The sequence below is a fragment of the Rhodanobacter sp. B2A1Ga4 genome, assembly GCF_018101315.1.
Lineage (GTDB): Bacteria > Pseudomonadota > Gammaproteobacteria > Xanthomonadales > Rhodanobacteraceae > Rhodanobacter > Rhodanobacter thiooxydans_A.
Window position 1 is genome coordinate 215,989 of sequence record NZ_JADBJR010000001.1, and the last position, 23,960, is coordinate 239,948.

23 protein-coding genes and 1 pseudogene are annotated in these 23,960 nt (G+C 67.7%); 12 read left to right on the forward strand and 12 right to left on the reverse strand.

Annotated features, from left to right (window positions below; genetic code table 11):
* Positions 1–41: 41 nt before the first annotated feature.
* Together mfd and IMW82_RS00955 are read right to left on the reverse strand one after the other, a co-directional pair.
* Entirely contained in the window at positions 42–3,632 is a 3,591-nt protein-coding gene (gene mfd, locus IMW82_RS00950) for a transcription-repair coupling factor (protein ID WP_211003620.1), read from the reverse strand.
* A gap of 151 nt (positions 3,633–3,783) precedes the next feature.
* On the reverse strand, positions 3,784–4,389 hold the full coding sequence (locus tag IMW82_RS00955) for a GNAT family N-acetyltransferase (RefSeq protein WP_211003621.1): 606 nt from the start codon (positions 4,387–4,389) through the stop codon (positions 3,784–3,786).
* A 197-nt stretch (positions 4,390–4,586) separates the two neighbouring features.
* Here IMW82_RS00955 and IMW82_RS00960 point away from each other — a divergent pair, with 197 nt between their 5' ends.
* Positions 4,587–4,985, forward strand: coding sequence for an MmcQ/YjbR family DNA-binding protein (locus IMW82_RS00960; protein ID WP_211003622.1), 399 nt, complete (start codon positions 4,587–4,589; stop codon positions 4,983–4,985).
* A complete protein-coding gene (locus IMW82_RS00965; protein ID WP_211003623.1) occupies positions 4,982–5,374 on the forward strand; it encodes a VOC family protein in 393 nt (130 codons plus the stop codon). Before IMW82_RS00960 ends, IMW82_RS00965 begins: the two co-directional genes overlap by 4 nt.
* A 4-nt stretch (positions 5,375–5,378) precedes the next feature.
* Here the strand turns inward: IMW82_RS00965 and IMW82_RS00970 are convergent, their stop codons facing one another.
* The 4 genes from IMW82_RS00970 to rlmJ form a co-directional block, all read right to left on the reverse strand.
* Entirely contained in the window at positions 5,379–5,918 is a 540-nt protein-coding gene (locus tag IMW82_RS00970) for a DUF2058 domain-containing protein (RefSeq protein ID WP_211003624.1), read from the reverse strand.
* 72 nt (positions 5,919–5,990) lie between these two features.
* Positions 5,991–6,893 carry a cation diffusion facilitator family transporter gene (locus IMW82_RS00975; RefSeq protein ID WP_108471486.1) on the reverse strand — a complete coding sequence of 301 codons (903 nt, stop codon included), beginning with the start codon at positions 6,891–6,893 and terminating at the stop codon, positions 5,991–5,993.
* 67 nt (positions 6,894–6,960) lie between these two features.
* On the reverse strand, positions 6,961–7,479 hold the full coding sequence (locus IMW82_RS00980) for a Slp family lipoprotein (RefSeq protein WP_211003625.1): 519 nt from the start codon (positions 7,477–7,479) through the stop codon (positions 6,961–6,963).
* A 40-nt stretch (positions 7,480–7,519) separates the two neighbouring features.
* On the reverse strand, positions 7,520–8,434 hold the full coding sequence (rlmJ, locus tag IMW82_RS00985; RefSeq protein ID WP_211003626.1) for a 23S rRNA (adenine(2030)-N(6))-methyltransferase RlmJ: 915 nt from the start codon (positions 8,432–8,434) through the stop codon (positions 7,520–7,522).
* A 164-nt stretch (positions 8,435–8,598) separates the two neighbouring features.
* On the opposite strand from rlmJ, the gene IMW82_RS00990 reads away from it, so the two are divergent.
* From IMW82_RS00990 to IMW82_RS01020, 7 genes and pseudogenes are all read left to right on the forward strand, one after another.
* Positions 8,599–8,934 (forward strand): hypothetical protein, encoded by a 336-nt coding sequence (locus IMW82_RS00990; protein ID WP_211003627.1) that lies wholly within the window; start codon positions 8,599–8,601, stop codon positions 8,932–8,934.
* Between the two features lie 147 nt (positions 8,935–9,081).
* Entirely contained in the window at positions 9,082–9,429 is a 348-nt protein-coding gene (locus IMW82_RS00995; protein WP_211004283.1) for a hypothetical protein, read from the forward strand.
* Positions 9,430–9,532: 103 nt separating this feature from the next.
* Positions 9,533–11,299 carry a copper resistance system multicopper oxidase gene (locus IMW82_RS01000; protein WP_211003628.1) on the forward strand — a complete coding sequence of 589 codons (1,767 nt, stop codon included), beginning with the start codon at positions 9,533–9,535 and terminating at the stop codon, positions 11,297–11,299.
* Positions 11,296–12,318 (forward strand): copper resistance protein B, encoded by a 1,023-nt coding sequence (locus tag IMW82_RS01005; protein ID WP_211003629.1) that lies wholly within the window; start codon positions 11,296–11,298, stop codon positions 12,316–12,318. Before IMW82_RS01000 ends, IMW82_RS01005 begins: the two co-directional genes overlap by 4 nt.
* Positions 12,319–12,327: 9 nt before the next feature.
* Positions 12,328–12,846, forward strand: a pseudogene (locus IMW82_RS01010) (cytochrome c); the annotation flags it as partial.
* A 130-nt stretch (positions 12,847–12,976) separates the two neighbouring features.
* Positions 12,977–13,429: a DUF411 domain-containing protein gene (locus IMW82_RS01015; protein WP_211004284.1), complete on the forward strand. Its 453-nt coding sequence runs from the start codon at positions 12,977–12,979 to the stop codon at positions 13,427–13,429.
* Between the two features lie 33 nt (positions 13,430–13,462).
* The gene (locus IMW82_RS01020) at positions 13,463–13,678 is read left to right on the forward strand and encodes a GDCCVxC domain-containing (seleno)protein (protein WP_108471477.1); all 216 of its coding nucleotides are present in this window, start codon (positions 13,463–13,465) and stop codon (positions 13,676–13,678) included.
* Positions 13,679–13,802: 124 nt separating this feature from the next.
* On the opposite strand, the gene IMW82_RS01025 is transcribed toward IMW82_RS01020, so the two are convergent.
* The gene (locus tag IMW82_RS01025) at positions 13,803–14,732 is read right to left on the reverse strand and encodes a DMT family transporter (RefSeq protein ID WP_211003631.1); all 930 of its coding nucleotides are present in this window, start codon (positions 14,730–14,732) and stop codon (positions 13,803–13,805) included.
* 209 nt (positions 14,733–14,941) lie between these two features.
* Between IMW82_RS01025 and IMW82_RS01030 the strand changes: the two genes are divergently transcribed.
* Positions 14,942–15,700, forward strand: coding sequence for a DUF4349 domain-containing protein (locus tag IMW82_RS01030; protein ID WP_244754129.1), 759 nt, complete (start codon positions 14,942–14,944; stop codon positions 15,698–15,700).
* A 36-nt stretch (positions 15,701–15,736) separates the two neighbouring features.
* Here IMW82_RS01030 and IMW82_RS01035 read toward each other — a convergent pair whose 3' ends face one another.
* From IMW82_RS01035 to IMW82_RS01045, 3 genes are all read right to left on the reverse strand, one after another.
* Positions 15,737–17,884: an AsmA family protein gene (locus IMW82_RS01035; RefSeq protein ID WP_211003632.1), complete on the reverse strand. Its 2,148-nt coding sequence runs from the start codon at positions 17,882–17,884 to the stop codon at positions 15,737–15,739.
* A 153-nt stretch (positions 17,885–18,037) separates the two neighbouring features.
* Positions 18,038–18,631, reverse strand: coding sequence for a phospholipid methyltransferase (locus tag IMW82_RS01040; protein WP_211003633.1), 594 nt, complete (start codon positions 18,629–18,631; stop codon positions 18,038–18,040).
* 78 nt (positions 18,632–18,709) lie between these two features.
* Positions 18,710–19,648: a peptidylprolyl isomerase gene (locus IMW82_RS01045; protein WP_211003634.1), complete on the reverse strand. Its 939-nt coding sequence runs from the start codon at positions 19,646–19,648 to the stop codon at positions 18,710–18,712.
* A 148-nt stretch (positions 19,649–19,796) separates the two neighbouring features.
* On the opposite strand from IMW82_RS01045, the gene IMW82_RS01050 reads away from it, so the two are divergent.
* A complete protein-coding gene (locus IMW82_RS01050; RefSeq protein ID WP_211003635.1) occupies positions 19,797–20,162 on the forward strand; it encodes a PadR family transcriptional regulator in 366 nt (121 codons plus the stop codon).
* A complete protein-coding gene (locus IMW82_RS01055; RefSeq protein ID WP_211003636.1) occupies positions 20,159–21,076 on the forward strand; it encodes a sensor domain-containing protein in 918 nt (305 codons plus the stop codon). Before IMW82_RS01050 ends, IMW82_RS01055 begins: the two co-directional genes overlap by 4 nt.
* A gap of 12 nt (positions 21,077–21,088) precedes the next feature.
* On the opposite strand, the gene IMW82_RS01060 is transcribed toward IMW82_RS01055, so the two are convergent.
* Together IMW82_RS01060 and IMW82_RS01065 are read right to left on the reverse strand one after the other, a co-directional pair.
* On the reverse strand, positions 21,089–22,285 hold the full coding sequence (locus IMW82_RS01060) for a DUF1501 domain-containing protein (RefSeq protein ID WP_211003637.1): 1,197 nt from the start codon (positions 22,283–22,285) through the stop codon (positions 21,089–21,091).
* Between the two features lie 52 nt (positions 22,286–22,337).
* Positions 22,338–23,945, reverse strand: coding sequence for a DUF1800 domain-containing protein (locus IMW82_RS01065; protein WP_211003638.1), 1,608 nt, complete (start codon positions 23,943–23,945; stop codon positions 22,338–22,340).
* Between the last annotated feature and the right edge of the window lie 15 nt (positions 23,946–23,960).

Here is a 23,960-nt window from a genome sequence, read left to right on the forward strand (position 1 = left end):
TCAGCCCCGGCGTCGGAAATCGCCGGCAGCGCCGTGCGGACTCAGGCGGGCCGGCGCGCGCCCAGCGTTACCAGCAGTTCCTGCGCGCTGCGGATGCGCTCGCTGGCGCCGGGCAGTTCCAGGATCACCTTCAGCTTGTCCTGGCCGTCCAGCTTGTACACGCGCGGCTGGCGCTGGATCAGCTGGATGATGGTCAGCGGATTCACTTCGGGTTTCTCGCGGAACACGATACGGCCGCCGTTGGCGCCGAAATCGAGCTTGCGGATACCCAGCGGGGTGGCCATCAGCTTCAGGCTGGCCACCGCGAACAACTGTTTCGTCGGCTCGGGCAGCAGGCCGAAGCGGTCGATCATCTCCACCTGCAGGTCGCGCAGGTCGTCCTCGCTGCGCGCACTGGCGATGCGCTTGTACAGGGTGAGGCGGTGGTGCACGTCGCCGAGGTAATCGTCGGGGATCAACGCGGGCAGGTGCAGTTCGACTTCGGTCTCGTGCTCGCTGCTCAGGTCGAAGTCCGGTACCTTGCCCGACTTCAGCGCACGCACCGCGCGATCCAGCAGTTCGGTGTACAGGCCGAAGCCGATCTCCTGGATCTGGCCGGACTGCTCGTCGCCCAGCAGCTCGCCGGCGCCGCGGATTTCCAGGTCGTGGGTAGCCAGGGTGAAGCCGGCGCCGAGTTCTTCCAGCGAAGCCAGCGCTTCCAGCCGCTTCTGCGCATCGGCAGTGATCGACTTGCGGTCGGGCACCACCAGATACGCATACGCGCGATGGTGCGAGCGCCCGACGCGGCCGCGCAACTGGTGCAGCTGGGCCAGGCCGAAGCGGTCGGCGCGGTCGATGATGATGGTGTTGGCCGTCGGGATGTCGATGCCGGTTTCGATGATCGTGGTGCACACCAGCACGTTGAAACGCTGGCGATGGAAGTCCGCCATCACGCTTTCCAGCTCGCGTTCGGGCATCTGGCCGTGGGCAATGCGGATGCGCGCGTCCGGAACCAGTTCTTCGAGTTCGCGCACGGTGCGCTCGATGCTCTGCACCTCGTTGTGCAGGAAGTACACCTGGCCGCCGCGCGACAGCTCGCGTTGCAGCGCCTCACGGATCGTCGCCGGGTCCCACGCCGAGATGAAGGTGCGCACCGCGCTGCGATGTGCCGGCGGCGTGGCAATCAGCGACAGGTCGCGCAAGCCGGCCATCGCCATGTTCAGCGTGCGCGGGATCGGCGTGGCGGTCATCGTCAGCAGATCCACCTCGGCGCGCAGCTTCTTCAGCTGTTCCTTCTGGCGCACGCCGAAACGTTGTTCCTCGTCGACGATGACCAGGCCCAGGTTCTTGAACTTGATGTCCGGCTGCAGCAGCTTGTGGGTGCCCACGATCACGTCGATCTGGCCGTCGGCGAGACGCTTCAGCGCCTCGTTCACTTCCTTGGTCGACTTGAAGCGCGACAGCACGTCGACACGCACCGGCCAGTCGGCGAAGCGGTCGGCGAAGTTGCGGTAGTGCTGCTGGGCGAGCAGGGTGGTCGGCACCAGCACGGCGACCTGCTTGCCGGCGGTGGCGGTGGCGAACGCGGCGCGCAGCGCCACCTCCGTCTTGCCGAAGCCGACGTCGCCGCAGATCACCCGGTCCATTGCGCGCGGCGCGGCGAGATCGCCCAGCACGGCCTCGATCGCGCTTTCCTGGTCGGGGGTTTCCTCGAACGGGAAGGTGCTGCCAAACTCCTCCACCAGCTGGCGATCGATCGGCATCGATTCGCCGCCGCGCGCCTGGCGCTGGGCGTAGATCGCCAGCAGTTCGGCAGCCACGTCGCGCACTTTTTCGGCCGCCTTCCTGCGCGCGCGCTCCCACGCGTCGCCGCCCAGCGAATGCAGTGGCGCCAACTCGGGCGCGGTGCCGGAGTAGCGGCTGACCAGACCCAGTTGCGCCACCGGCACGTACAGCTTGTCGCCCTTGGCGTATTCGATGGTGAGGAACTCGCCATCCATGCCGCCCACGTCCATCGAGACCAGGCCCTGGTAGCGGCCCACGCCATGGTCGACGTGCACGATAGGCGCGCCGATCGTGAGCTCGGTGAGGTCGCGGATGATCGCGTCGGGATCGCGTGTGGTGCCGCGGCGGCGCTTGCGCTCGCGCTCGCTGCGCACCCGCTCGCCGTACAGCTCGCGCTCGGTGAGCACGGTCAATACGGGTTTAGTCAGCGCAAAGCCCTGCTCAAGCGGAGCGATGGTGATGGCTAACCGCGGCCCATCATGCCTGGCTCCCTCCCCTGCGAGCAGGGGAGGGTTGTGACCGAAGGGAATCCCTTGCGGAGGGTGGGGTGCTCTTGCTCTGGCTTCTTCGCCAGCCGGAGCAACCCCCTCCCGGCCTCCCCCTGCGGGCAGGGGGAGGAGAAAGTCAGTCCAGCTTTCGACGCTTTGCGGCTTCAATCCCGCCGTGGCCAGCGTCTCGATCAGCGCCTCGCGCCGCCCCGCCGAATCGGCGGCGATCAGCACGCGGCCTGGATAGCTGGACAGGAAATGCCGCAGCGACGTGCCGGGTTCCTCGCCCTTGCGGTTGAGCGGCAGTTCCGGTGCCGGCTGCGTGCCGGTGTCGACGGCGTGCTCATGGCCGGCCTCGACCACTTCCACGCGCAATCGTTTGTTGAGCTGTTCGCGCAGTTTTTCCGGCGGCAGATAGATCTCGGCCGGCGGCAGTACGGGGCGTTCGATGTCGTGGGCGCGCTGGTCGTAGCGTTCGGCGGTCTGCGTCCAGAACTGGTCGGCCGCTTCGCCGGCACCTTCGCCCAGCACGAACAGCGCGTCGTCGGCGAGGTAGTCAAATAAAGTCGCCGTTTGCGCGAAGAACAACGGCAGGTAGTACTCGATGCCGCCGGGCGTGACGCCTTCCTTCATGTCCTGGTACAGCGGGCAGCGGCGCACGTCGATCGGGAAGCGTTCGCGCAGGTTGCCGCGGAACTCTTTCGCGGCTTCCTCGGTGAGCGGAAACTCGCGCGCGGGCAGCAGCTCGACCTTGTCCACCTGCTGTTGCGAGCGCTGGGTCTCGGGGTCGAAGCTGCGGATCGACTCCACTTCGTCGTCGAACAGCTCGATGCGGTATGGCTCGGCGGTGCCCATCGGGAAGATGTCGAGCAGCGCGCCGCGCACCGCGAAGTCGCCCGGTTCGGTCACCTGCGGCACGTTGCGGTAGCCGGACGCTTCCAGCCGGCGCTGTTCGCTGGCGAGGTCGAGCTTCTGGCCCTTCGCCAGCACCAGCCCGGAGCCGGTGATGTGCGAGCGCGGCGCGATCCGCTGCATCAGCGTGGCCACCGGCACCACCAGCACGCCGCGTTTCACGTTCGGCAACTGGTACAGCGTGGCGATGCGCTGGGAAACGATCTCCGGGTTCGGGCTGAACGCGTCGTAGGGCAGCGTTTCCCAGTCCGGGAAATGCAGCACCGGCAGACCGCCGGCGAAGATCTTCAGCTCGGACTCCAGCGCCTGCGCGCGCTGGGTATCGCGCGCCACCACCACCAGCAGGCCATCATGCGTGCGCGCCGCCTCGGCCAGCAGCAGCGCCCGCGCGGAGCCGTGTGGCGGCGTCCAGTAGCGGCGTTGTTTCGGGGTGGTCGGCAGGGGCGGGTGTTTGATCGGGTTGGGCATGGGGCGCATGTTCAAGGCGCCGCCATCGAGCCGCGCCGGGGAAAGCGGGCAAGTGTAACGCGATGTGCCTGGGCCCCTTCTCCCGCAAGGCAAAGGGGAGGCTGGCCAGAGCCGCCTGAATTCCCGTCCTATGGAGCAGGGAGCGTGCTCTTCAGAGCTTCAGCGTGATCTGTGCGGTGCCCGGTTCGTCCGGCATCATCCGCTGGGTGAAGCCCAGCTCCTTGCACAGCTGCAGCATCGGCCGGTTCTCCAGCAGCACGTAGCCCCACAGCTCGGCGAGGCCGCGGCGGCGGCAGTCGTCGACCAGGTGCCGCATCAGCAGCGCGCCGAGGCCACGACGGCTCCAGGCCTGTTCCACCAGTACCGAGAACTCGGCGCTGTCGGTGGCCTCGTCCACATAGATCCGGCCCACGCCGCGCATCTCGGTCGGCTTGATGGATTCGTCCATCAGCACATAGGCGGTCTCCTGCGCGGGGTCGATGCGGCACAGCCGCTGCGCCATCGGCGTGGGCAGTTCGGACATCGCGTGCAGGAAGCGGCGGCGGATGTCCTCCGGCGACAGCCGGGTGAAGCAGCGCTGCATCGCCGCCACGTCGCCCGGTTCGATCGCGCGCAGCACCAGCTCGCGGCCGTCCTCGGTGCGCACCTGCTCACCGCGTGGCGTGGACTGCACGTGCGGGCGCGCAAAGCGTTCGCTGGCGCGCGGCGGCAGCGAGGCATAGCGGGTGGGGGCAGAGAAGTCGATGGCGGGGTTCATGGCGGTTCCGTACTTTTGCGTATTGTGTGCATTGCAGCATGAATTTGCAATGACGGACTCTGCGTTGGGCTGGCGCACACGCGTGGAGCCGTATCGTAACCGGTGGGTTGATGCTGCAGCACGGGATGGCGCGGATGTGGGCAGACAGGCGCCGCGTCACATCGCACAATGCCGGCCGGACGTTCCCGGAGCACGGCATGACCCGCAAACCGACTCATGGCCTCACCGCGGCCCAACTGGATGCGCTGTGCAGTCATTGGCCCGGCGTCACCCGCGACACCAAATGGGGCGTCGACAGCGTGTTCAGCGTCGGCGGCAAGATGTTCGCGGTGATGCCGTCCGACGGCAGCGAGGGCGGCCGGCTGTCGTGCAAGGTGGCCGACGACCGTTTCCTCGAACTCACCGACCAGCCCGGCATTATCCCGGCGCCGTACCTGGCGCGCGCGCACTGGGTGTCGATCACCGAACCGCAGCGTTTTGCCACGGCGGAGCTGGAGGCGTTCGTCCTCGACGCCTATACGCTGGTGCGCGCGAAGCTGACGAAAAAACTGCAGGCGGCACTGGGGCCGCTGCCGACCATCAGGGCGAGGCAATGAAGCAGCATCTCGGCGCGCTGGCGCTGCTGGTCGCCGACTACGACGAGGCGATCGCCTGGTACACCCGCGCGCTCGGTTTCGAGCTGATCGAGGATACCGACATGGGTGGCGGCAAGCGCTGGGTGCTGCTGGCGCCGCCCGGTTCCCGCGAAACCCGTTTGCTGCTGGCCAAGGCGAACGGCGACGAGCAGGCTTCGCGCATCGGCAACCAGACCGGCGGCCGCGTCTTCCTGCTGCTCAACACCGACGACTTCCAGCGCGACTGGCAACGCATGCGCGCCGCAGGCGTGCACTTCCGCGAGGAACCGCGCCACGAGGCCTACGGCACAGTGGCGGTGTTCGAGGACCTGTACGGCAACGGCTGGGATCTTCTGGAACTGAAGCGCTGACGCGCTACCAGACCAGGTCGTCCGGCACCTCGAACTGCTTGTAGTACTCGTCGTCCGTCTCGTCGCCGCTGCCGGTTTCGGCGTGGCCGTGGTCGAGCACGATCATCGCCGCGTCGCGTTCGCGGACCTTGTCGGCGGCAACCCGCGGCAGCAGTTCGTAACCCTCGCCGTGGCGCACGATCACCAAGGTGCCGGCGGCCAGCTGCGCGCGCAGCGGCTCGTTCACCAGCACGCTCTTGATCACGTTGCTGTCCGCAAAGCGATAGGCGATCTCGCCCTCGCGCTGCACCTTGTGCACCTCGACGATCTGGCGAACCTGCGCACGCGCCTCGTTCGCACGCGCCTGCGCATTGCGCTCGGCGGCCAGCGCGCGATCGCGCTCGGCCTTCTCCACCTGCAGCCGCTGCGCCTCCAGCTGCTCCGTACTCGGCGCCGCCGGCCCCTTGCCCTGGTGCTTCTTCGCCTGCTCGCGCACGACTTGTGCAGCCTTGGTCTTGTTGACGAGGCCGGCCTTGAGGAGTTGTTCTTGCAGTGGGTTGCGCATGGGGTGGACGAGAGAACCGGGTGGGCAGGGGATGAGATTGTGGCGTGGGCTCGCGCCTTCAACGGTTACCGGTCAATCTGCATTGTCCGGCTCGAAGAAGCTCCAGCGCACATCGCCGAACTGCGCCTTCATCGCCGCCTCGACGGTGTTGATCGCGTCGATCAGGCTGGCGGTGGGCTGCATGCGCGCCTTCACCGCCACCATCACGTCCGGACCCATCTGCAAGGTGATCAGGTTGAGCACTTCGGCAACTTCGGGGCGGCTTTTCAGGAAGCTCATCAGCTCGTCGCGGCGGCGTGGTTCCATGCCCTGGCCGATCAACAGCGCTTTTACTTCGATCGCCACCAGCACCGCCACCACGATCAGCAGCACGCCGATCGCGATGGTGCCGGCCGCGTCGAACATCAGGTTGCCGGTGAGCATGGTGGCGCCGACGGCGAGTGTGGCCAGGCACAGGCCGAGCAGGGCGGCCAGGTCCTCGCCGAAGATCACCAGCAGCTCGCTGGAGCGGGTTTCGCGGAACCAGGTCCACAGGCCCTGCTCGCCGCGGGCCTTGTTCACTTCGTGCAGGCAGCCGCGCATCGAGATGCCCTCGACCACGATGCCGAACACAAGCACGCCCAGCGCCAGCCACGGCCACTTCAGCGGCTCGGGATGGGTGAGCTTGTGCACGCCCTCGTAGATCGAGAACATGCCGCCCACGCTGAACAGCAGGATCGCGACCAGGAACGACCAGAAATACAGCGCGCGACCCCAGCCCAGCGGGAACTCGTCCGACGGCGGTCGTTTCGCCTGGCGGATGCCGAGCAGCAGCAGGCCCTGGTTGCCGCAGTCGGCCAGCGAGTGCACCGCCTCGGCCATCATCGCGCCGGAGCCGGTGACGAAGGCGGCGAACAGCTTGGCCACGAAGATGGCGAAGTTGGCGCCCAGCGCGAGGAAGATGGCCTTGATCGGGTTGGCGTGCCCAGACGACATGCGGCTTCAGTCCCAGAGTAATAAGGTCAGGGAGTTTAGCGGTCGCGCAGGATATTGCGCACGTCGGTCAGCGGATGCCGACGCCCAGGCCCACGCCGAAATGGACGTTGTTGCGGCCCTTGTTCATTTCCTCGGCGGTCCACACGTGCGATTGCGCCACGCTGACCAGCGGGAACACGTAGTCGGCCTCGCCGACCTTGCCGGCGCGGCTGCCGTTGAGCTTGCCGTCGACCGTCATCAGCGCGCCGGCGGGGTAGTCCAGCGGTTCCACGTAGCCGGGCATCACGGCGATGAAGCGGCCGCTGCCACTGTCGTTCGCCTTCGGCCGCTGCGAGGTGTCCAGCGGGTAGGCCAGCAGCTCGATCTCGCTGTGGTCGGCGAGCACCTTGACCTGCACGATGCGGCCGCCCCAGATCACCTGGCTGTTGCTGAACTTTTCCGGCGATTGCGCCACCTGGAACGGCGCGGCGGTGACCGCGGCGCCGGCGGTCTTGTAGATCGGTGCCGGGGCGCAGGCGGCCAGCAGCATCAGCAGGGCGGCCGGCGCGGCGAGTCGGATCAGCAGGAAGGCGGGGCGGATGCGCATGGTCGTGCTCCTGGAGGAACGCTGGCTGGGTGCGTCGAGCTTAGCGGCGACCCGGCGGCCGCGGTAGTCGCGAGGCGGGCAGCGGGCTGGGCGTGTTCAGCTGGCTGCCCGCTTCGTCCAGCAACCAGTCCAGCTTCCATTCGGCCGCGCGCTCCTGCGACAGCAGGCTGGCCAGCACGCGCAACGGTTCGCGCAAGGTGTCGTCGAGGTTCCACGGCGCGTTGAGGATGACCATGCCCGAACCGTTGAGGCGCAGCGGCGAATCGTCCGGGTGCACCAGCAGTTCGGCGCGCAGGATGCGCTTCACCCCGCTGTGCTGCAGCTTGCGCAGGAACGGCTGCACCTGGCTGCGCAGCTTGATCGGGTACCACACCGCATAGACGCCGGTGGGCCAGCGCAGCAGGGCCGACTTCAGCGCCTGTTCGATCAGCTTGTACTCGGCTTCCTGCGCCTCGTACGGTGGATCGATCAGCACCAGGCCGCGCTTTTCCTTCGGCGGCAGCAGCGCCTTCAGCGCCTCGTAGCCGTCGCGCTGGTGCACGTGCACCTGCGGGTTGCCGTGGAACAGTTCGCGCAGCTTCGCCGCTTCCTCGGTGTGCAGTTCGCACAACTGGGCGCTGTCGCCCGCACGCAGCAGACGGGCGACCTGCAGCGGTGAGCCGGGGTAATGCTTCAGACCCTGCTCATTGCCGTCGCCCTTGAGGATGCTGGCGCGCCAGCGCTGCAGCAGCGGCGGCACCTTTTCCGCCGGGTGCAGGCGCGCGATGCCGTCCTTGTGCTCACCGGTCTTCTTTGCCTCGAAGCCTTCCAGCGGGTAGCTGCCGCTGCCGGCGTGGGTGTCGATGTAGCAGAACGGCGTGGGCTTGGCCTGCAGCGCCTCGACCAGCGCGAGCAGCACGACGTGCTTGAGGACATCGGCGAAGTTGCCGGCGTGATAGGCGTGGCGGTAGTTCATGGCGGTCACGGCGGGCGGGGTGGCCAAGTATAGATGCGGACGCTGCGCGCCCTGGCGTGCCGCGTAACCTTTCCTGCACATCGGCCGGCGCAGGCTGCGCCTGTTGCAACGTTGCAACCGGCCGGACGCGCGGCTCCGACCGTCCACCTGCGCGGAGAATCATCATGACGTTCCTGCCAAGAATCATTGTTTCGACGGCCGCTGTCGGCCTTTGCCTGGCATTCGGCACGGTCAGCGCCCAGGACACCGGAGGCATGGCGCCGGCGTCGCCGTCGAGCAGCATGGGCCAGATGGGCGGCATACATCACAAGATGATGCGCCACAACAAGAACGGCAGCATGCACATGATGCCGGCCACGGTGAGTTCGGTGGATACCAAGACCGGCATGGTCGAGGCGGACGCGGAAGGCATGTCGCTGCGCCTGCACTTCCCGCCGGCTTCGGTGGCCAACTTGAAGGCTGGCGACAAGATCACGCTGCACATGGGCTATACCAAGTAGTTCGCCGGTGGCGGACGGGCCACGGCGTGCCCCGGCGGCAACGCCGATGGAGCCTCGTCCAGAGTTGAGGCACGCCGGCATGGACCCTATGCTGTGTCGGTGGACCAATCACTACGCCATGCTGCACGCTTGCCATCCCTCCGGGCGATGGCATGGTTGGCGTGGCTGATCCTCGCGCTGGCACCGGTGCACGGCATGCCGCGCGGGATGGCGGGTGACGCACCGCAGGGCGCGCCGGTGTCGTCCACCGTGCATGCGGTCGATCACGGCCAGCACGCCATGTCGGTCCCATCTGACTGCTGCGTCGACCATGCACTCGGCCAGCACGACGCGATGGCGTCGGCCCATTGCGCGGCAGCGTGCGGCAGCATGCTGCCGGCGGTCGCCCTGGTTGCGCTGGTGCCGGTGGCGCCGGAACCGCTGCACGTTTCCCCTCTCTTCGCGTCCGCGCCCAGTGTCGTGCACGCGGCACCGCTGCGGCCGCCAGCCGGCTGATCCTCGTTCGCTGCGACCGTGCCTTCATGCCCGCCTGGCGGCGAGCGTGGACGGCGGCCCGTGTCGGCACCGGCCATCGGTGCCTTCCCCGAAGGAGATCCACGTGCATCCATTTCCTCCATCGCCCGCGACCGACCTGTCGCGGCGACGTTTCGTGCAGGGCCTGGCCCTGGGCGGCGCGGTAGCCGGCCTCGGCCTGCTGCGGCCCGCGAACGCCTGGGCGCTGACCAGCCCGGGGCAGCCCACGGTGCTGAGCGGCACCGACTTCGCGCTGGACATCGTCGAGCGCACCGTCAACTTCACCGGCGCAGCGCGGCCGGCGACCACCGTCAACGGCGGCGTGCCCGGTCCGCTGCTGCGCATGCGCGAAGGCAGCACGGTGACCCTGCGCGTGAGCAACCGCCTGCGCGTGCCGACCTCGATCCACTGGCACGGCATCATCCTGCCGTTCCAGATGGATGGCGTGCCCGGCCTCAGCTTCGACGGCATCGCACCGGGCGAAAGTTTTCTGTATCGGTTCCAGCTGCGCCAGAGCGGCACTTACTGGTATCACTCGCACTCGGGTTTCCAGGAACAGAACGCGCTGTACGGTCCGCTGGTGATCGATCCGGCCGGCCCCGAGCGCTACCCGACCGACCGCGACTACGTGGTGATGCTCAACGACTGGACCGACGAGGACCCCGCGCGCATCTACGCCAAGCTGAAGAAGCAAAGCGACTACTACAACTTCGCCCAGCCAACCGTGCCGGATTTCTTCCGCGACGTGCGCGAAAAGGGACTGGGCCAGGCGCTGGCGATGCGCAGGATGTGGAACGAAATGCGCATGAACCCGACCGACCTGGGCGACGTCTCCGGCTACACCTACACCTACCTGATGAACGGCGCGACGCCGGCGGGCAACTGGACTGGTATCTTCAAGCCCGGCGAGAAGATCCGCCTGCGCTTCATCAACGGCTCCTCGTCCAGCATCTTCGACGTGCGCATTCCTGGCCTGAAGATGATGGTGATCGCCGCCGACGGCCAGGACGTGCAGCCGGTGCCGGTCGACGAGTTCCGCATCTCGGCGGCCGAAACCTACGACGTGATCGTCGAGCCGCAGGAGGAGCGGGCGTACACCGTGTTCGCCCAGTCGATCGACCGCAGCGGCTACGCGCGCGGTACGCTGGCGCCGCGCGCAGGAATGACGGCGGAGGTGCCACCGGTGGACAAGCGCGTGTGGCTGGACATGCGCGACATGATGGGCGCGATGTCGCACGCGGAGCACGGCGGCGGTCATGCCGCGATGCCCGGCATGGATCACGGCAGCATGAACCATGGCAGCATGGATCACGCCGGCATGGCCGCCGCCCCCGCCGTGCGCCACGCCCGCACTGAATACGGCCCCGGCGTGGACATGCGCGTCGACACGCCGCGCAGCAACCTCGACGATCCTGGCATCGGCCTGCGCGACAACGGCCGCCGCGTGCTGACCTATGCCGACCTGCACACCGTCGGCGGTCCGCTCGACGCGCGCGAGCCCGGCCGCGAGATCGAGCTGCACCTGACCGGCAACATGGAGCGCTTCATGTGGTCGTTCGACGGCATCAAGTTCCCCGACGCCAGGCCCATCCATTTCAACACCGGCGAGCGCCTGCGCATCGTGCTGGTCAACGACACTATGATGAATCACCCGATCCACCTGCACGGCATGTGGAGCGAGCTGGAAAATCCGGATGGCCAGTTCCAGGTGCGCAAGCACACCATCAACGTGCAGCCGGCGCAGCGCATCAGCTACGCGGTGACCGCCGACGCGCCGGGCCGCTGGGCCTACCACTGCCACCTGCTGTACCACATGGAAGCGGGCATGTTCCGCGAGGTGGTGGTGTCATGAGCACGAAGCGTCGCGACACCTCGATCGTTCCTCGTCGTGTGGCGTGGCTGGCCGCGCTGTTGCTGGCCATGCCGCTGGTGGCGACGGCGCAGAGCGCACCGGCCCCGGCCAGCAGCACAGCGCCCGCGCCGGTTGATCACGGCTCGATGCACGGGATGGATCACGGCGCCGTGCACCACGACGCGCCGATGCCCGCGCCGGTGGCATCCACCCACGTCATGCCCGGCATGGATCACGCGTCGATGCCCGGCACGAGCCGCCACCAAGCGCATGCCGCGGGCACGAGCGTGGAGCCGATGCAGGGCGACCACGCGCCGGTGGACACACGCAGCGGCGATTATTCCGACGGCATCGCCGCCAGTCCCGCGCACGCCCTGCACATGCACGGCAGCACACCGGCCGGCATGCTGCTGTTCGATCAACTGGAAGCGTTCCACGGTCGCGACGGCAACGGCCAGTCGTGGGAAGCCACCGGCTGGTACGGCAGCGACACCGACAAGCTGTGGCTGCGCAGCGAAGGCGAGCGCAGCGATGGGCGGATCGGCGATGGCGAGGTCGAGGTGCTGTGGGACCGCGCCGTCGCCGCGTTCTGGAGTACCCAGCTGGGCGTGCGCCATGACTTCGGCGAAGGCCCGACGCGCAGCTGGGCCGCGTTCGGCGTACAGGGCCTGGCGCCGTACTGGTTCGAGCTCCAGGCTACCGCCTATGCCGGGCCCTCCGGACGCACCGCGGCGCGCCTGCGTGCGGATTACGAGTTGCTGTTCGCCCAGCGGCTGATCCTGCAGCCGGAACTGGAGGTCAACCTGCATGGCAAGTCCGATCCGGCCCGCGGCATCGGCAGCGGTCTCACCGATGCGAAGCTGGGCTTGCGCCTGCGCTACGAGATCCGGCGTGAACTCGCGCCGTACATCGGCGTAGTCTGGACGCGCCGTTTCGGCGCCACGGCCGATTTCGCCCGCGCCGATCATCAGGCAGTCTTCGACCGGCAGTGGGTCGCCGGCGTCCGCATCTGGTTCTGAGGAGAGGCCATGAAACGACTCATCATTACCTTGGTGATTCTCTGCGCCATCGCCGTCGCCGGCGTCGGCGCCTTCGTCTGGTCCGGCGTCTACAACATCGGTGCCGATGCCCACCACACGAAGCCCGTCTACGCGCTGATGCAGGCGTTGCGCGAGCGCTCGATCGAGCATCATGCGCAGGGCATCGTGGTGCCGAACCTCGACGACCCGCAGCTGATCCTCAAGGGCGCCGGCCAGTACGCGGCGATGTGTACGGGTTGCCATCTGGCGCCGGGCATGGCCGAGAATGAAATGCGCCCGGGCCTGTACCCGAAGCCGCCGCAACTGGCGAAGTTCCGCCCCGACCCGCGCGAGGCGTTCTGGGTGATCAAGCACGGCATCAAGATGAGCGCGATGCCGGCGTGGGGTTCCAGCCACGATGACACCACCATCTGGAGCATGGTGGCGTTCCTGCAGAAGCTGCCGGATCTGTCACCGGCGCAATACAAGGACATCGTGGCAAAGGCGCCGCCGGATGAAGACATGGACATGGACATGTCCGGCCACGACCACGATGCGGCGGAGCATGCGCATGAGCAATGACAACACTGGCTGCCACGCCGGGCGTGGCAACAGCATCGATCCGGCAACAATCCGCACCGATACCAGGAGCACGGTAATGAAACGATGGTTTTCCCGCTGGGGCGTCACCCTGCTGTTTGCCGTGCTGTTCGCGCCGGCGGCGTTGGCGGCGAATGCGTTCGACGTCTACCGCGATCCATCCTGCGGCTGCTGTGGCGCGTGGGTCGACTACATGCGCGCACAGGGCTACACCGTCACCGTGCACCAGGACCAGCCAATGGCCGCGGTGAAGGCGCGCTTCGGCGTGCCACCCGGTGCGGTGTCTTGTCACACCGCGGTGATCGACGGCTACGTGGTCGAGGGGCACGTGCCGGTGGAGGACATCCGTCGCCTGCTCGCCGAGCGGCCGGACGCCATCGGCATCGCCGCGCCCGGCATGCCGATGGGTTCACCGGGCATGGAGATGGGCGCGCCCGAACGTTACGACGTGGTGCTGATCGGCCGCGACGGCTCGACCCGTGTCTTTGCGACCCATGCTCCCGCAGCGTAACTTTGGTCGGTTCCGCGCAGTACGCTGAAGCCCATGACGACTGAACTCATCCTGCGCAGCACGCTGACCTGCCCGCATTGCGGCCACCAGGCCACCGAGACCATGCCGACCGACGCCTGCCAGTTCTTCTACGACTGCCCCGGCTGCGGCGAACTGCTGCGGCCGAAACCTGGCGACTGCTGCGTGTTCTGTTCCTGGGGCAGCGTGCCGTGTCCGCCCGTGCAGCAGCAGAAATCCTGTTGCGGATAGGCGCAGGTCCGGCGTGAGCGGCGTCAGCGATGCATCCCGATGCATCCGGCGCCCTGGTTTGGCAGGCTGTTTCCCGGTGCCGCTGCCGCCCGGTCATGGCGGGCCTGCCGGGAGCGGCGGCGGGTCAGTCGACCATGCTGTGGCTTTCAGTGGTGCCGATCAGCTCGGGCTGCTCCGGCGGGCGCACCCGCCGGTTCAGCAGCGGGTGCATGAATACCGCGGCCAGGATCACCGCCACGCCGGCGTAGAACCAGTGGTCCAGCTCGTGCTGCTCGCCCAGCAGCACGATCGCCAGCACGATTGCGTAGACCGGCTCCAAGTTGGTCACCATCTGCGTGCCGAACGCACTCATGTGGCGCAGCGCCACCAGTGCCAGCGTGAACGGCAGCAAGGTGCAGCCGAACGCCAGCGCCAGCAGCAGCAGCGCATCGTGCGCGCCCGGCAGCATGAATGCGGGGCCGGCGTGCGGAATGAACGGCGCGAGCAGGGTGAGGAAAACGGTGCCGGTGCCCAGTTCGATGAAGGTCACCGTGAGCGGGTCGCCGTGTTCCACCAGGCGTTTGTTGAGCGAACCGAAAAACGCCACGAACAGCGCCGACAGCACGCCCACCGCGATGCCCAGACGCATGTCGTGGGGCACGCCGCCCACCACCATCACCACGCCCGGCACCACCGCCACGCCGATCAGCAGCTCGCGCGGATCGAACCGGCGCTTCGCGATCCACGGTTCGATGAAGGCCAGGAACACCGGCCCCAGCGCGATGCAGGTGGCGCCGACCGAGGCGTTGGACAGCTTGATCGCGGCATAGAAAGTGAGCCAGTGCAGCGACACCAGCACGCCGATGCCGGCATAGGCCCAGACCAGCCGCGCCGGCATCGCGCGCAAGCCGCGCCAGACCCGCGGCATCAGCAGCAGCGCCGCCACCACCAGCAACATGCGCCACCACACCAAGGGCAGCGCCGGCAGCGTGATCAACTTGCCGAGGATCGCGGTGAAGCCCCACAGCAACACGCAGAAGTGGATCTGCAGGCGGGCCTGGTTGACGGGTTGCATGGGGAATTCGCAGGGAAGGGTGGTGCAACATTCTAGCGTCCGCATCGGGGCAGGCGGATTCTCACAAGGCACGTGCAATGGCCGGTTTGGCCAGGCTTGTCGCTGCGCCGCGGTTTGAGTTTGCCGGTGGCTGTGGCAGATTGCCCTGACTTGCCTTGCGTCGGGGGAATCGCATGTCACGTAACCGTTCTGCCTTGATGGGGCTGTTGTTGCTGGGGCTGCTGCAGGTTCTCGCCGGGTGCTCGAAGAAGCAGGAGGTCGTGCCGGCCCCGATCAGCGGGGAACGGTCGAAGGCCGGTGCGATGCTGGCCTATGAGCACGTGCTGCGGATTAGGTTGCCCGGGACGGAGATCGCCGGCCGCCTGGCGGCGGCCCGACAGGCCTGCGAGATGGCCCGTTTCGGTGCCTGCAACGTACTGCGCATCGAGCAGGCAGAACACGATGCCGAACTCGCGGTGCGGATCGTTCCGGAAGGCGTGGAGCCGATGGCGAAGCTGGCTGCGCAAGGCGGCACGGTCGGGTTCCGGCAGACCACGGCGGAAGATATCGCCGATGCCGTCAACGACAACCAGCGTCAGCGCGAACTGCTCGAGAAGCACGCACAACACCTGGCGGAACTGGCTGCACGCAAGGACATTGCCGTTGCCGACCTGATCGCACTCAGCCACGAGCAGGCTTCGGTGGAGAGCCAGCTGCACTCGCTGCAGGCGGTGGCCGCCAACCAGCAGCGTCGGCTGGATACGAACCGGCTCGAACTGCATTTCGGCGACACCCGCGCGTACTCGCGCAGCGGGCGTATCGGTGACGGTTTTTCCGGCCTGCTCGACGAAACCACCGAGGGCGTGACCGATGCCCTGGGGTTGCTGGGCTACGGCCTGCCGTTCCTGATCCTGGCCTTCCCGCTGGCGCTGCTGTGGCTCTGGCTGTGGCGCCGGTTCACCCGTCGCGGACGAATGCAGGAGCGCTGACGAGACGCTGCCGACCGCTGCGTCGGGTACGAGCACTTACTTCCTCGCTGCCGGTTTGCCCGCCGGCAGCACAGTGCCGGAGCTGCGCAGCTGCTGCAGCACAACGCGGCAGGTGTTGTCGCTCTCGTCGTCGTGGCTGGGCGCAACCAGGGCGAGCAGGGCGGCGGCCGGGGCGGCGACGACGCCCAGCGCGACGGCGCCGGCGCCACGCGCCAGCAGCGGGCCGGCATGCACGCCGACGTCCGGATTCTTCAGCGTGCCGCGGACGTACAGCGGCGAGCGCAGCGAGAACACGCGGAACCCCTTGGTGTGCGGCTTCACGTCGAGGTCGAGTTTCTCGTCGGCGAAGTTCACCGTGCCGGTCACGTTGACCACCGCGTCGCCGGTGTCGAACACGAACAGGCGCATGTCGAACAGGCCGTTGGTCGCGCTCATGTCGGCAGCGGCGCAGTTGATCGGCACCGTGCGGTCACCGAACAGCTTGCCGATGACGATGTTGGCCACGTTGAGGCCAGCGGTTTCCAGCAGGGTCTTGCTGATCGCACCATCGTTCATCAGCAGCTTCAGCTCGCCGTTCGCGCTGCCGAGCAGGGCGGCGACCGAGTTGCCCTGCGCATCAAGCGTGGCGTCGCCGTTGATCTCGCCGAAGCTGGTGCGCATCGGTTCGAAGGTCGGGAACAGCTGCTTGAGCTTGAGGTGGCGCGCGTCGAGTTTCAGCACGCCGCGCATCGGCGTGCGGCTGCCATCGAGGGTGAGGTTGCTGCGCACCGTGCCGCCGGCCAGGCTGAAGCTCAACGGGTCGAGGTACAACGCACCGTTGTTCATGACCAGGTGGGTGCTGAGCGAGTCGATCGGCAGCGCCGCGCCGCGCACGATGTGCGCGCCGGCGAAAGTCACGTCCGCGTCCATCGCCTGCCAGCGGTCGGTGCGGAACGGTTCCACCGGCAGCAGCTTGTCGGCCGGTTGCGGCGTGGCGTCGCCGCGCCGTTCCTTGCCGGCGCGGGAATCGGCGCCGATCAGCGGGGCCAGGTCGGCGAATTGCAGCAGCTTCGAGTGCAGGTCGCCGCTCAGCTTCGGCCGCGCACCGCCGGTGACGAACAGCAGGTTGCCGGCCAGGTCGCTGCCGCCGACGCGGCCGCGGAAGTCCTGGTAGCTGTAACGACTGCCGCGGCGGTGCAGTTCGGCCTTTAGGTGGCCTTCGGTCGCGTACGGTGGGGTGTCGGGCAGGGTGATGCCGGTGATCGGGTACAGCTTGGCCATGCTGGAGCCGGACAGCCACAGGCGCACGTCCAGCGCACCCAGGTGCAGCGGATCGGTCAGCGTGCCGACCAGGGCGATGCGGCTGTCGCCGATGCGCACGTCGGCCTGCAGCGGGAATGGCGTGGTCGTGTCCTGCAATGCCAGCACCGCGCCGGTGCGGCCCTTGCCCTTGAGCGGGCTGCCCTGGTAGCTGCCTTCGGCGGTCCAGCCGAACTGATAGGTGATGGATGATTTCGCCTTGTCCGGACCCGGACCGGCATCACCGCTTTCCAGGGTTTTCTTCGCCGCAGCACCCAGCGTCTTGCCGGCTTCCTCGCGCGCGGCGCTGGATTGTTGGGCCACGATCTGGTCGTACGGAATCGCCGCCTGCAGCGGCTCCACCACCAGCTTGAGCTTCACGCGGCTGGCCGCGTCATCGAGCGTGAGCAGTCCCTGGTCGAAACCGATCGTGCCCAGCTGCAGCTTCCAGGCGGAAGGCGCCGTGTTTTCCGGCAGCGTGAAGTCCCAGCTGGCACGCCCCGACTTGTCGCGCTCGAGGTCGGCCGTGGGACGCACCAGCTGCAGCGTGGGCACGTCGATGTGGTGCGCCAGCAGCGGCAGCGGCGACAACCGGAAGCGCAGCGCGTCGAGGTGGGCGAACCGCGGCTGTGCTGCCCAGTCCGGGTTGGCGATGCTGATGTCGCGCGCGGTGAACTCGGGCCACGGCAGCCATGAGCTGGGCCAGCGGCTGTTGCGGTCGCGCTGCCAGTCGACGGTCAGTTCGCCGTTGATCGCGAACGGCCGGCCGATCGCCTGGCTGACCTTGTCGGCGATGAACGGCTTCATGCGATTCCAGTCGAACGAGGCGACCACGATCAGCAGCACCGCGATCAGCACCAGCAGCGTGCCGGCGATCCAGCTGAGTACTTTGCGGCTGCGTTGCATCCGTCACTCCTGCGGCGGTTGACCCGCACGTCGTATGGACGGATCGAGTCATCGCGCCCAGTGATAACCGCAGAGATGCAAAGGTTATGTGGTGGTCGCCGACTGCTTTCAGACCCCGTTCACGCGCGCTCGCCGGGCGAAGCCTGCGGTGGATCAGGCCGCGACCTGGTTCTCGGCCCGCCGGCTGATGCAGTAGACCGCCGCCGGCGGCAGGTTGAGCAGTGCGCTGGCGACGCGGCGGGCCTGCAGGTTCAGCCGTGCGAGCAGGGCCGGCGATAGCGGACAACGCGGGCCGTAGGTGAACTGGTAGAACATGCCGCCGCTGCGCAGCTGACGCGCGAACGCACCTTCCACGATCGCGGCGACCTGGGCCGGCGGCATCGACAGCAGCGGCAGGCCGCTGATCACGGCGCAGGCGCGTTCGTCGCCGAACAGCGACTCGGTATCGCCGAGCCGGGCGGCGTCCATGCGCAGGATGGTCGCCGCCGGGTAGCGCCGGCTCAGCGCGTCGGCGAAGTGCGGATCAGCCTCGACCAGCGCCAGCCGGTGCAGCGGCACGCCACGCGCCAGCAGGGCGCGGGTCAGCGCGCCGGTGCCGGGGCCGAGTTCGATCACCGGGCCATCCAGCGCGCCGACCTGGCTGGTCATCAGCCGCGCCAGCGCCGCGCCGGACGGCGTCACCGCGCCGATGCCGCGCGGGTCGCGCAGCCAGGCACGCAGGAAGGCCAGGGTGTCGTTCAACGGCATGTCGCGGTTTCCAGCATCGGCAAGAAAGGCAAGGTAACCGACGTGGGTGAACAAAATGTTCGTCGTGGCGTGGCGGCCTCAGTGCGCCGGCTTCGCCTCGCGTACCGGCACGTCCATGCTGCACAGGTCGACCTTGCCGGCCGGCCGGGCATAGAACGCGTTGCGCCCGTTGCGTTTCGCCTCGACCAGCGCCGCGAAGCTGGCGCTGTCGGTGCGCAGCACCTCGATCGCCGGGCGCTCCTTCGCCGGAATGTCGGCGGCCAGCTGCACCGACTCGATCGTGGTGCGTTGTGCCGGCTTCGTGTAGAAGCCCATCGGTTCCGCGCCGCGCGGCAGGCCGGACAAGAGCGGCATGCCTTCCAGCACGCGGCCGGCGACGGCGAGGTTGCGGTCCAGCCGGCGCGGCGCCTGGCCGATCACCGCGTACAGCGAACTGCCGCTGCCGGTTTCCGGCGCCACGTCGCGCGCCACGCCGACCATGCCGTAGCAGTGCGCCAGCCACTCCTGCCCGGCAGCCGGATCGCGCGCCACCGGGAAGCCTTCGCTGAAACCGACCTCCGGCGCGTACACGTCGCCGTCCGGCAGCGGTGTCCACGGCAGCTTCGCGTCGATCGCGCGGGTGAACTCCGGCGGCAGCGTCTTGCTGGCCTTGCCCAGAGAACGGAGCTTGCTCTTGTCGCCGTTGTCGTCGTCGTTGGGATCACCCCACTGGGTGACGAAGTTGTCCTGCACCCGGATGATCGCCAGCCCGTCGAAGTAGTGCTGGCGCACCAGGGTGCGGATGTTCGCCGCGTGCAGCGGGGTGAAATCCGGCGCCAGCTCGATCACCACGCGCCCGGTCGGCAGTTGCATGAACAACAGATTCTGCGGGTCCGGCGTGCGCCACTCGGCCGGCGTGGACCTGGCCAGGATTTCCTTCGCGGTCGGCGTGGGCTTGTCCTGCTCGGCGGCGAGGGCGGACAGTGCCAGCAGGCTGCTGGTCAGCGCGAGTGCAACGATGAGATGGCGGCGAAGCATGGCATTCCCTGGGCAGTGGATGGGCAACGGTTGCAACTTAGCAGAGTGCTGCCGCTGATCACGCCACGCATGACTTCAGGCCCATGCACTAGTGTCAAGTTCGCACTATGGTTTACTCCAACCTAAGAAGCAGTGCGGGTGAGCCTGGATGGACGACAGCGTCAGCCAGTTGAAGAAGTTCCAGAAGGAGCTTTCCAGCGGCACCGTGTCGCTGGTGTTGCTGGCGGTGCTGGGGCAGTCGCGCCAGCCGATGTACGGCTACCAGATCGCCAAGCGGCTGGAAGAAACGGGTGAGGGCGTGCTGGCCGGCAAGCAGAGCGCGCTGTATCCCGTGCTGCGCAACCTGGAGGCGGCCGGCCTGCTCGCCAGCGAGGTGGAGCCGTCCGTCAGCGGGCCGCCGCGCCGCTATTACCGCATCACCAGACCGGGGCGCGAGGTATTGCGCGAATGGGTCGCCGCGTGGAACGCCACTCGCGACTCCGTCGATAACGTCTTGCAAGGAGGGGTGTCATGAACGCGCCACGTACCATCGTCGAATACATCGAACAACTGCGTGCCGCCTTGCGCGGCGCCGATCCGGCGCTGGTCCAGGACGCGCTGTACGACGCCGAGGAACATCTGCGTGCCGAACTGGCCGAGCAGCCCGGGCGCAGCGAGGCACAGATGCTGGAACACGTCGCCGGCAGCTACGGCGCGCCGGACGAAGTGGCCGAGATCTATCGCGACCAGGAGATCAGGATCCAGCGCGCGCTGCGTCCGCCGCCGCCGCCGAAGCGCCGTTCGCTGGCCGGGCGCTTCTTCGGCGTCGCCGCCGATCCGCGCACCTACGGCGCGTTGTTCTACATGCTGCTGTCGCTGGCCACCGGCATCTTCTACTTCACTTGGGCGGTGACTGGGCTGTCGTTGTCGCTGGGGTTGTCGGTGCTGATCATCGGCCTGCCGTTCATCGTGCTGTTCTTCGGCAGCGTGCGCGTGCTGTCGCTGGTGGAAGGACGCATCGTGGAGGCGATGCTGGGCATGCGCATGCCACGGCGGCCGGTGTACCCGACCACCGGCATGACCCTGCTGCAGCGCATCGGCAGCATGTTCACCGACGTGCACACCTGGACGACGCTTTGCTACATGTGGCTGATGCTGCCGCTGGGCATCGTGTACTTCACGCTCGCCGTGACCTTGCTCAGCGTGTCAGTGGCCTTCATCGGTGCGCCGCTGGCGATGCTGTTCCGCGACGACAGCTGGGTGTCCTGGCCGCGCCAGGTCACCGTGGACTGGGGTCTCGGTGCGCATGTGCCGGGTTGGGGCGACGCGATCGCGATGTGCGTGATCGGCATCGTGCTGCTGTTCGCCACCCTGCACCTGGCGCGTGGCCTGGGCCGGCTGCACGGGCTTGTCGCCAAGCACATGCTGGTGCCGCGCGCGGCGAATTGACGGGATATTCGATCACACCAGTTGCAGGTCCCGTGGTTGTGCCTGCGGGAATACCGCCTGCAACTCGCTGCCGGTCAACCCCCAGATGCGCCCGAACAAACCACCCAGCACGTCGCGGTAGTCGTTGAGCACCTGGTAATCGCGGTTCTGCAGCAGGTTCTGCTGGTTGACGGCGACCTGCTCGCCGGCGAGGCGTCCGCCATTGACCTTGCCGCCGAGCACCAAGTGCACGGTGCCGTGACCATGATCGGTACCCTTGTCGCCATTCTCGCGGAAGGTGCGGCCGAACTCGGAGAGCACCACCACGGTGGTGTCGTTCCAGGCGTCGCCCAGTGCCTCGGCATAGGCAGCCAGGCCTTCGCCGAGGTTGCGCAAGTTGTTGGCGAGGCCGCCGCTGACGCTGCCCTGGTTGACATGGGTATCCCAGCCGCCCACGTCGACGAAGCCGAGCCGGTACTGCTCGCGCATCAGGGTGGCGATGCGCCGCGTCTCGGCGGCGAAGTTGCGGGCGCCGGGCGCACCACGGCTGGCCTGCACCATCTCGTTGCGCAGGTCCGCCGACACTGTCTTGGGCAGCGCCAAGCCGTCGGCGCTGGCCGCGGCCAGCGGTGTGCCTTTGTACATGCCGGACAGGATCGCCGCCTGTCGCTCGTTGAAATGCGCCTTGGGATCGGCCTTCAGCGAGATGTTGGGGATGTCGCGTTGCGCGCCCTGGAAGCTCAGCGGCAGGTTGTTGGTGAACGCGATCGCCGAGGTTCCGCTGAGCAGGCCGGACAGCCGCGCGAGGAAGCCGGAACGATAGTTGCCCATGGACTCGGGTTCGCCGCGCTCGATGTGATCCTGCGTTTCGAAGTGGCTGCGGCTGAGGTCGCTGGTGCCGGCGAACGGGACGAACGCCAGCTGCTTTTTCTGCCACAGCGGATACAGCGTTTCGCGCACCACCGGGTTGAGGCCCCAGTCCGCATCCAGCGCGATGGCACTGTCGGGGTTGCCGGAATCGGGCCTGGCGATGGCGAGGCTAGGGCGCGATGCGTAGTAGAAGTCGCTGCTGCAGGGCACCAGCAGGTTGTTGCAGTCGTAGCCGCCGCGCAGGAAGACCAGCAGGAAGCGCGGCGTATTCGCCGGTGCGGCAAACAGCCGACCGGAGAACGGCAAGGTGGAAGCGGCGGCGAAGGCGCCGGCAGCGAGCAGGAATTCGCGACGGTTCATGGAGCACCCCGGTGGTGGTCGGCAAGTAAGCACATGCACACGGAAGAGGACATCAGCGGTAGTTGAAGTCGGGCGACGACAGCAGGAACGTGTTCCATTCCGTCGGCGACCTGGCCTGGCTCAGCGCATGGCCGGTGGCGATGGAGAGCCCTGGCGCGACCGCGTCGCGGTACAGCGCCGAGTCTTGCAACGCAGGGGCCTCCCGTGGCAGGTTCGAAGGATTGCCTGGCTGTGCAGGATCGTCGTTGTCGACGAACAGCCGGTTGCGTCCGCTGCCGATCACACCGGCGAAATCGAAGCGCTTGCTCATCTGGCCCGAGCCGGTCCAGCTGGCTGAATCCAGCGGCCAGCCGTCGGGTGTGATGCGGCCGTACAGCGGTTCGTCCATCTGCCGCAGCCAGTTCACCAGCGGCACGGCGTTCGGGATCGGCTGGCCGTCGTAGACGAGCCGCATCGACGAGACCAGGAAACGCATCGGATCCTTGAACTTGTGCCCGTCGGTGGCAGCGGCCTCCGGTGACAGCAGCATCGTGCGCATCACGGCGGCGATGTCGCCATCGGTGCGCTGGAACGTCTTCGCCATCGCATCGACCAGCGCAGCCGGCGGCTGGTCGGCGATGAAGTATTCGGCAAGCTGTTGCGAGATGAAGTGCGCACAGGCGGGTTGGCGCGTGATCAAGTCCACCGCCTGGGCGACCTCGGCATAACCACGGCCCTTGATGGTCTGGCCGAGGAAGTTCTTGTCGCCGAAGTCGTGCTGGTTCGGGTTGAACACGAACAGTCCGTCGCGCACCAGGCCGGGACGCGAGCGGGCGAACAGGCGGCGACGTGCGGCCGGCTTCGCCGGCATCAGGCCGACACCGGTGAGGATGCGCATCAGCTGCTGCACATCCTGCTGGGAGTAGCCGGCGTTCACGCCCAGCGTGTGCAGTTCCATCAACTCGCGCGCGTAGTTTTCGTTGGTCTTGCCCTGGACGTTGTGCACGTTGTCGAGGAATACCAGCATGGCCGGACTCTGCAGCGTGGCCATCACCAGATCCCTGAACTTGCCCAGCGCATGCGGGCGGATCACGTTTTCCTCGTAGTCGGCGGCGAACAGGCGCACCGGCCCCTTGTCCGCATAGACGCTGAAGTGGTTGAGCCAGAACCACACCAGCTGCTCCTTCAACTGGTCGCCACCGTAGATCGCGTGCAGCATCTCGGCCTGCGCGGCCTGCTGGTAGATGTCGCGGCGGTACTGCTGGAACGCCTTCTTGGCAGCGTCCTTGGCCGGACCGGCCGGTACCTGCCTGAACTGTTGCGCACGTTCCTGGTATTCGGCCAGCTGCTGCGGCAGCGGCGTGCTGATGACGGACAGGTGGTCGATCTGTGCGGCAACCTGCGGCGGCAGGCTGTCGTCGCCGCCGGCCAGCTGCTGGTCGAGGAAGCGCGTGCGGCCCAGCTCGCGGTAGCGCGCCAGCGTGGCGCTGTCGAGGCCGAAGCTGTCGCGGCGCAGCCAGGCAATGTCGCCCAGTCGCAGGCCGTCCACTTTTGCGGTGACCCTGGCGGCTGGCAGCTGGTCCGGAGGATTCCCCTCGCCGGCACAAGCCAGTGCAGGAGCGAGCGTCAGCAGCAGGCCGAGAACCAGCGTGCGGTGGCGAAGCGGGGCGGCAGCGGGCATGCGTGCGTACTCCGG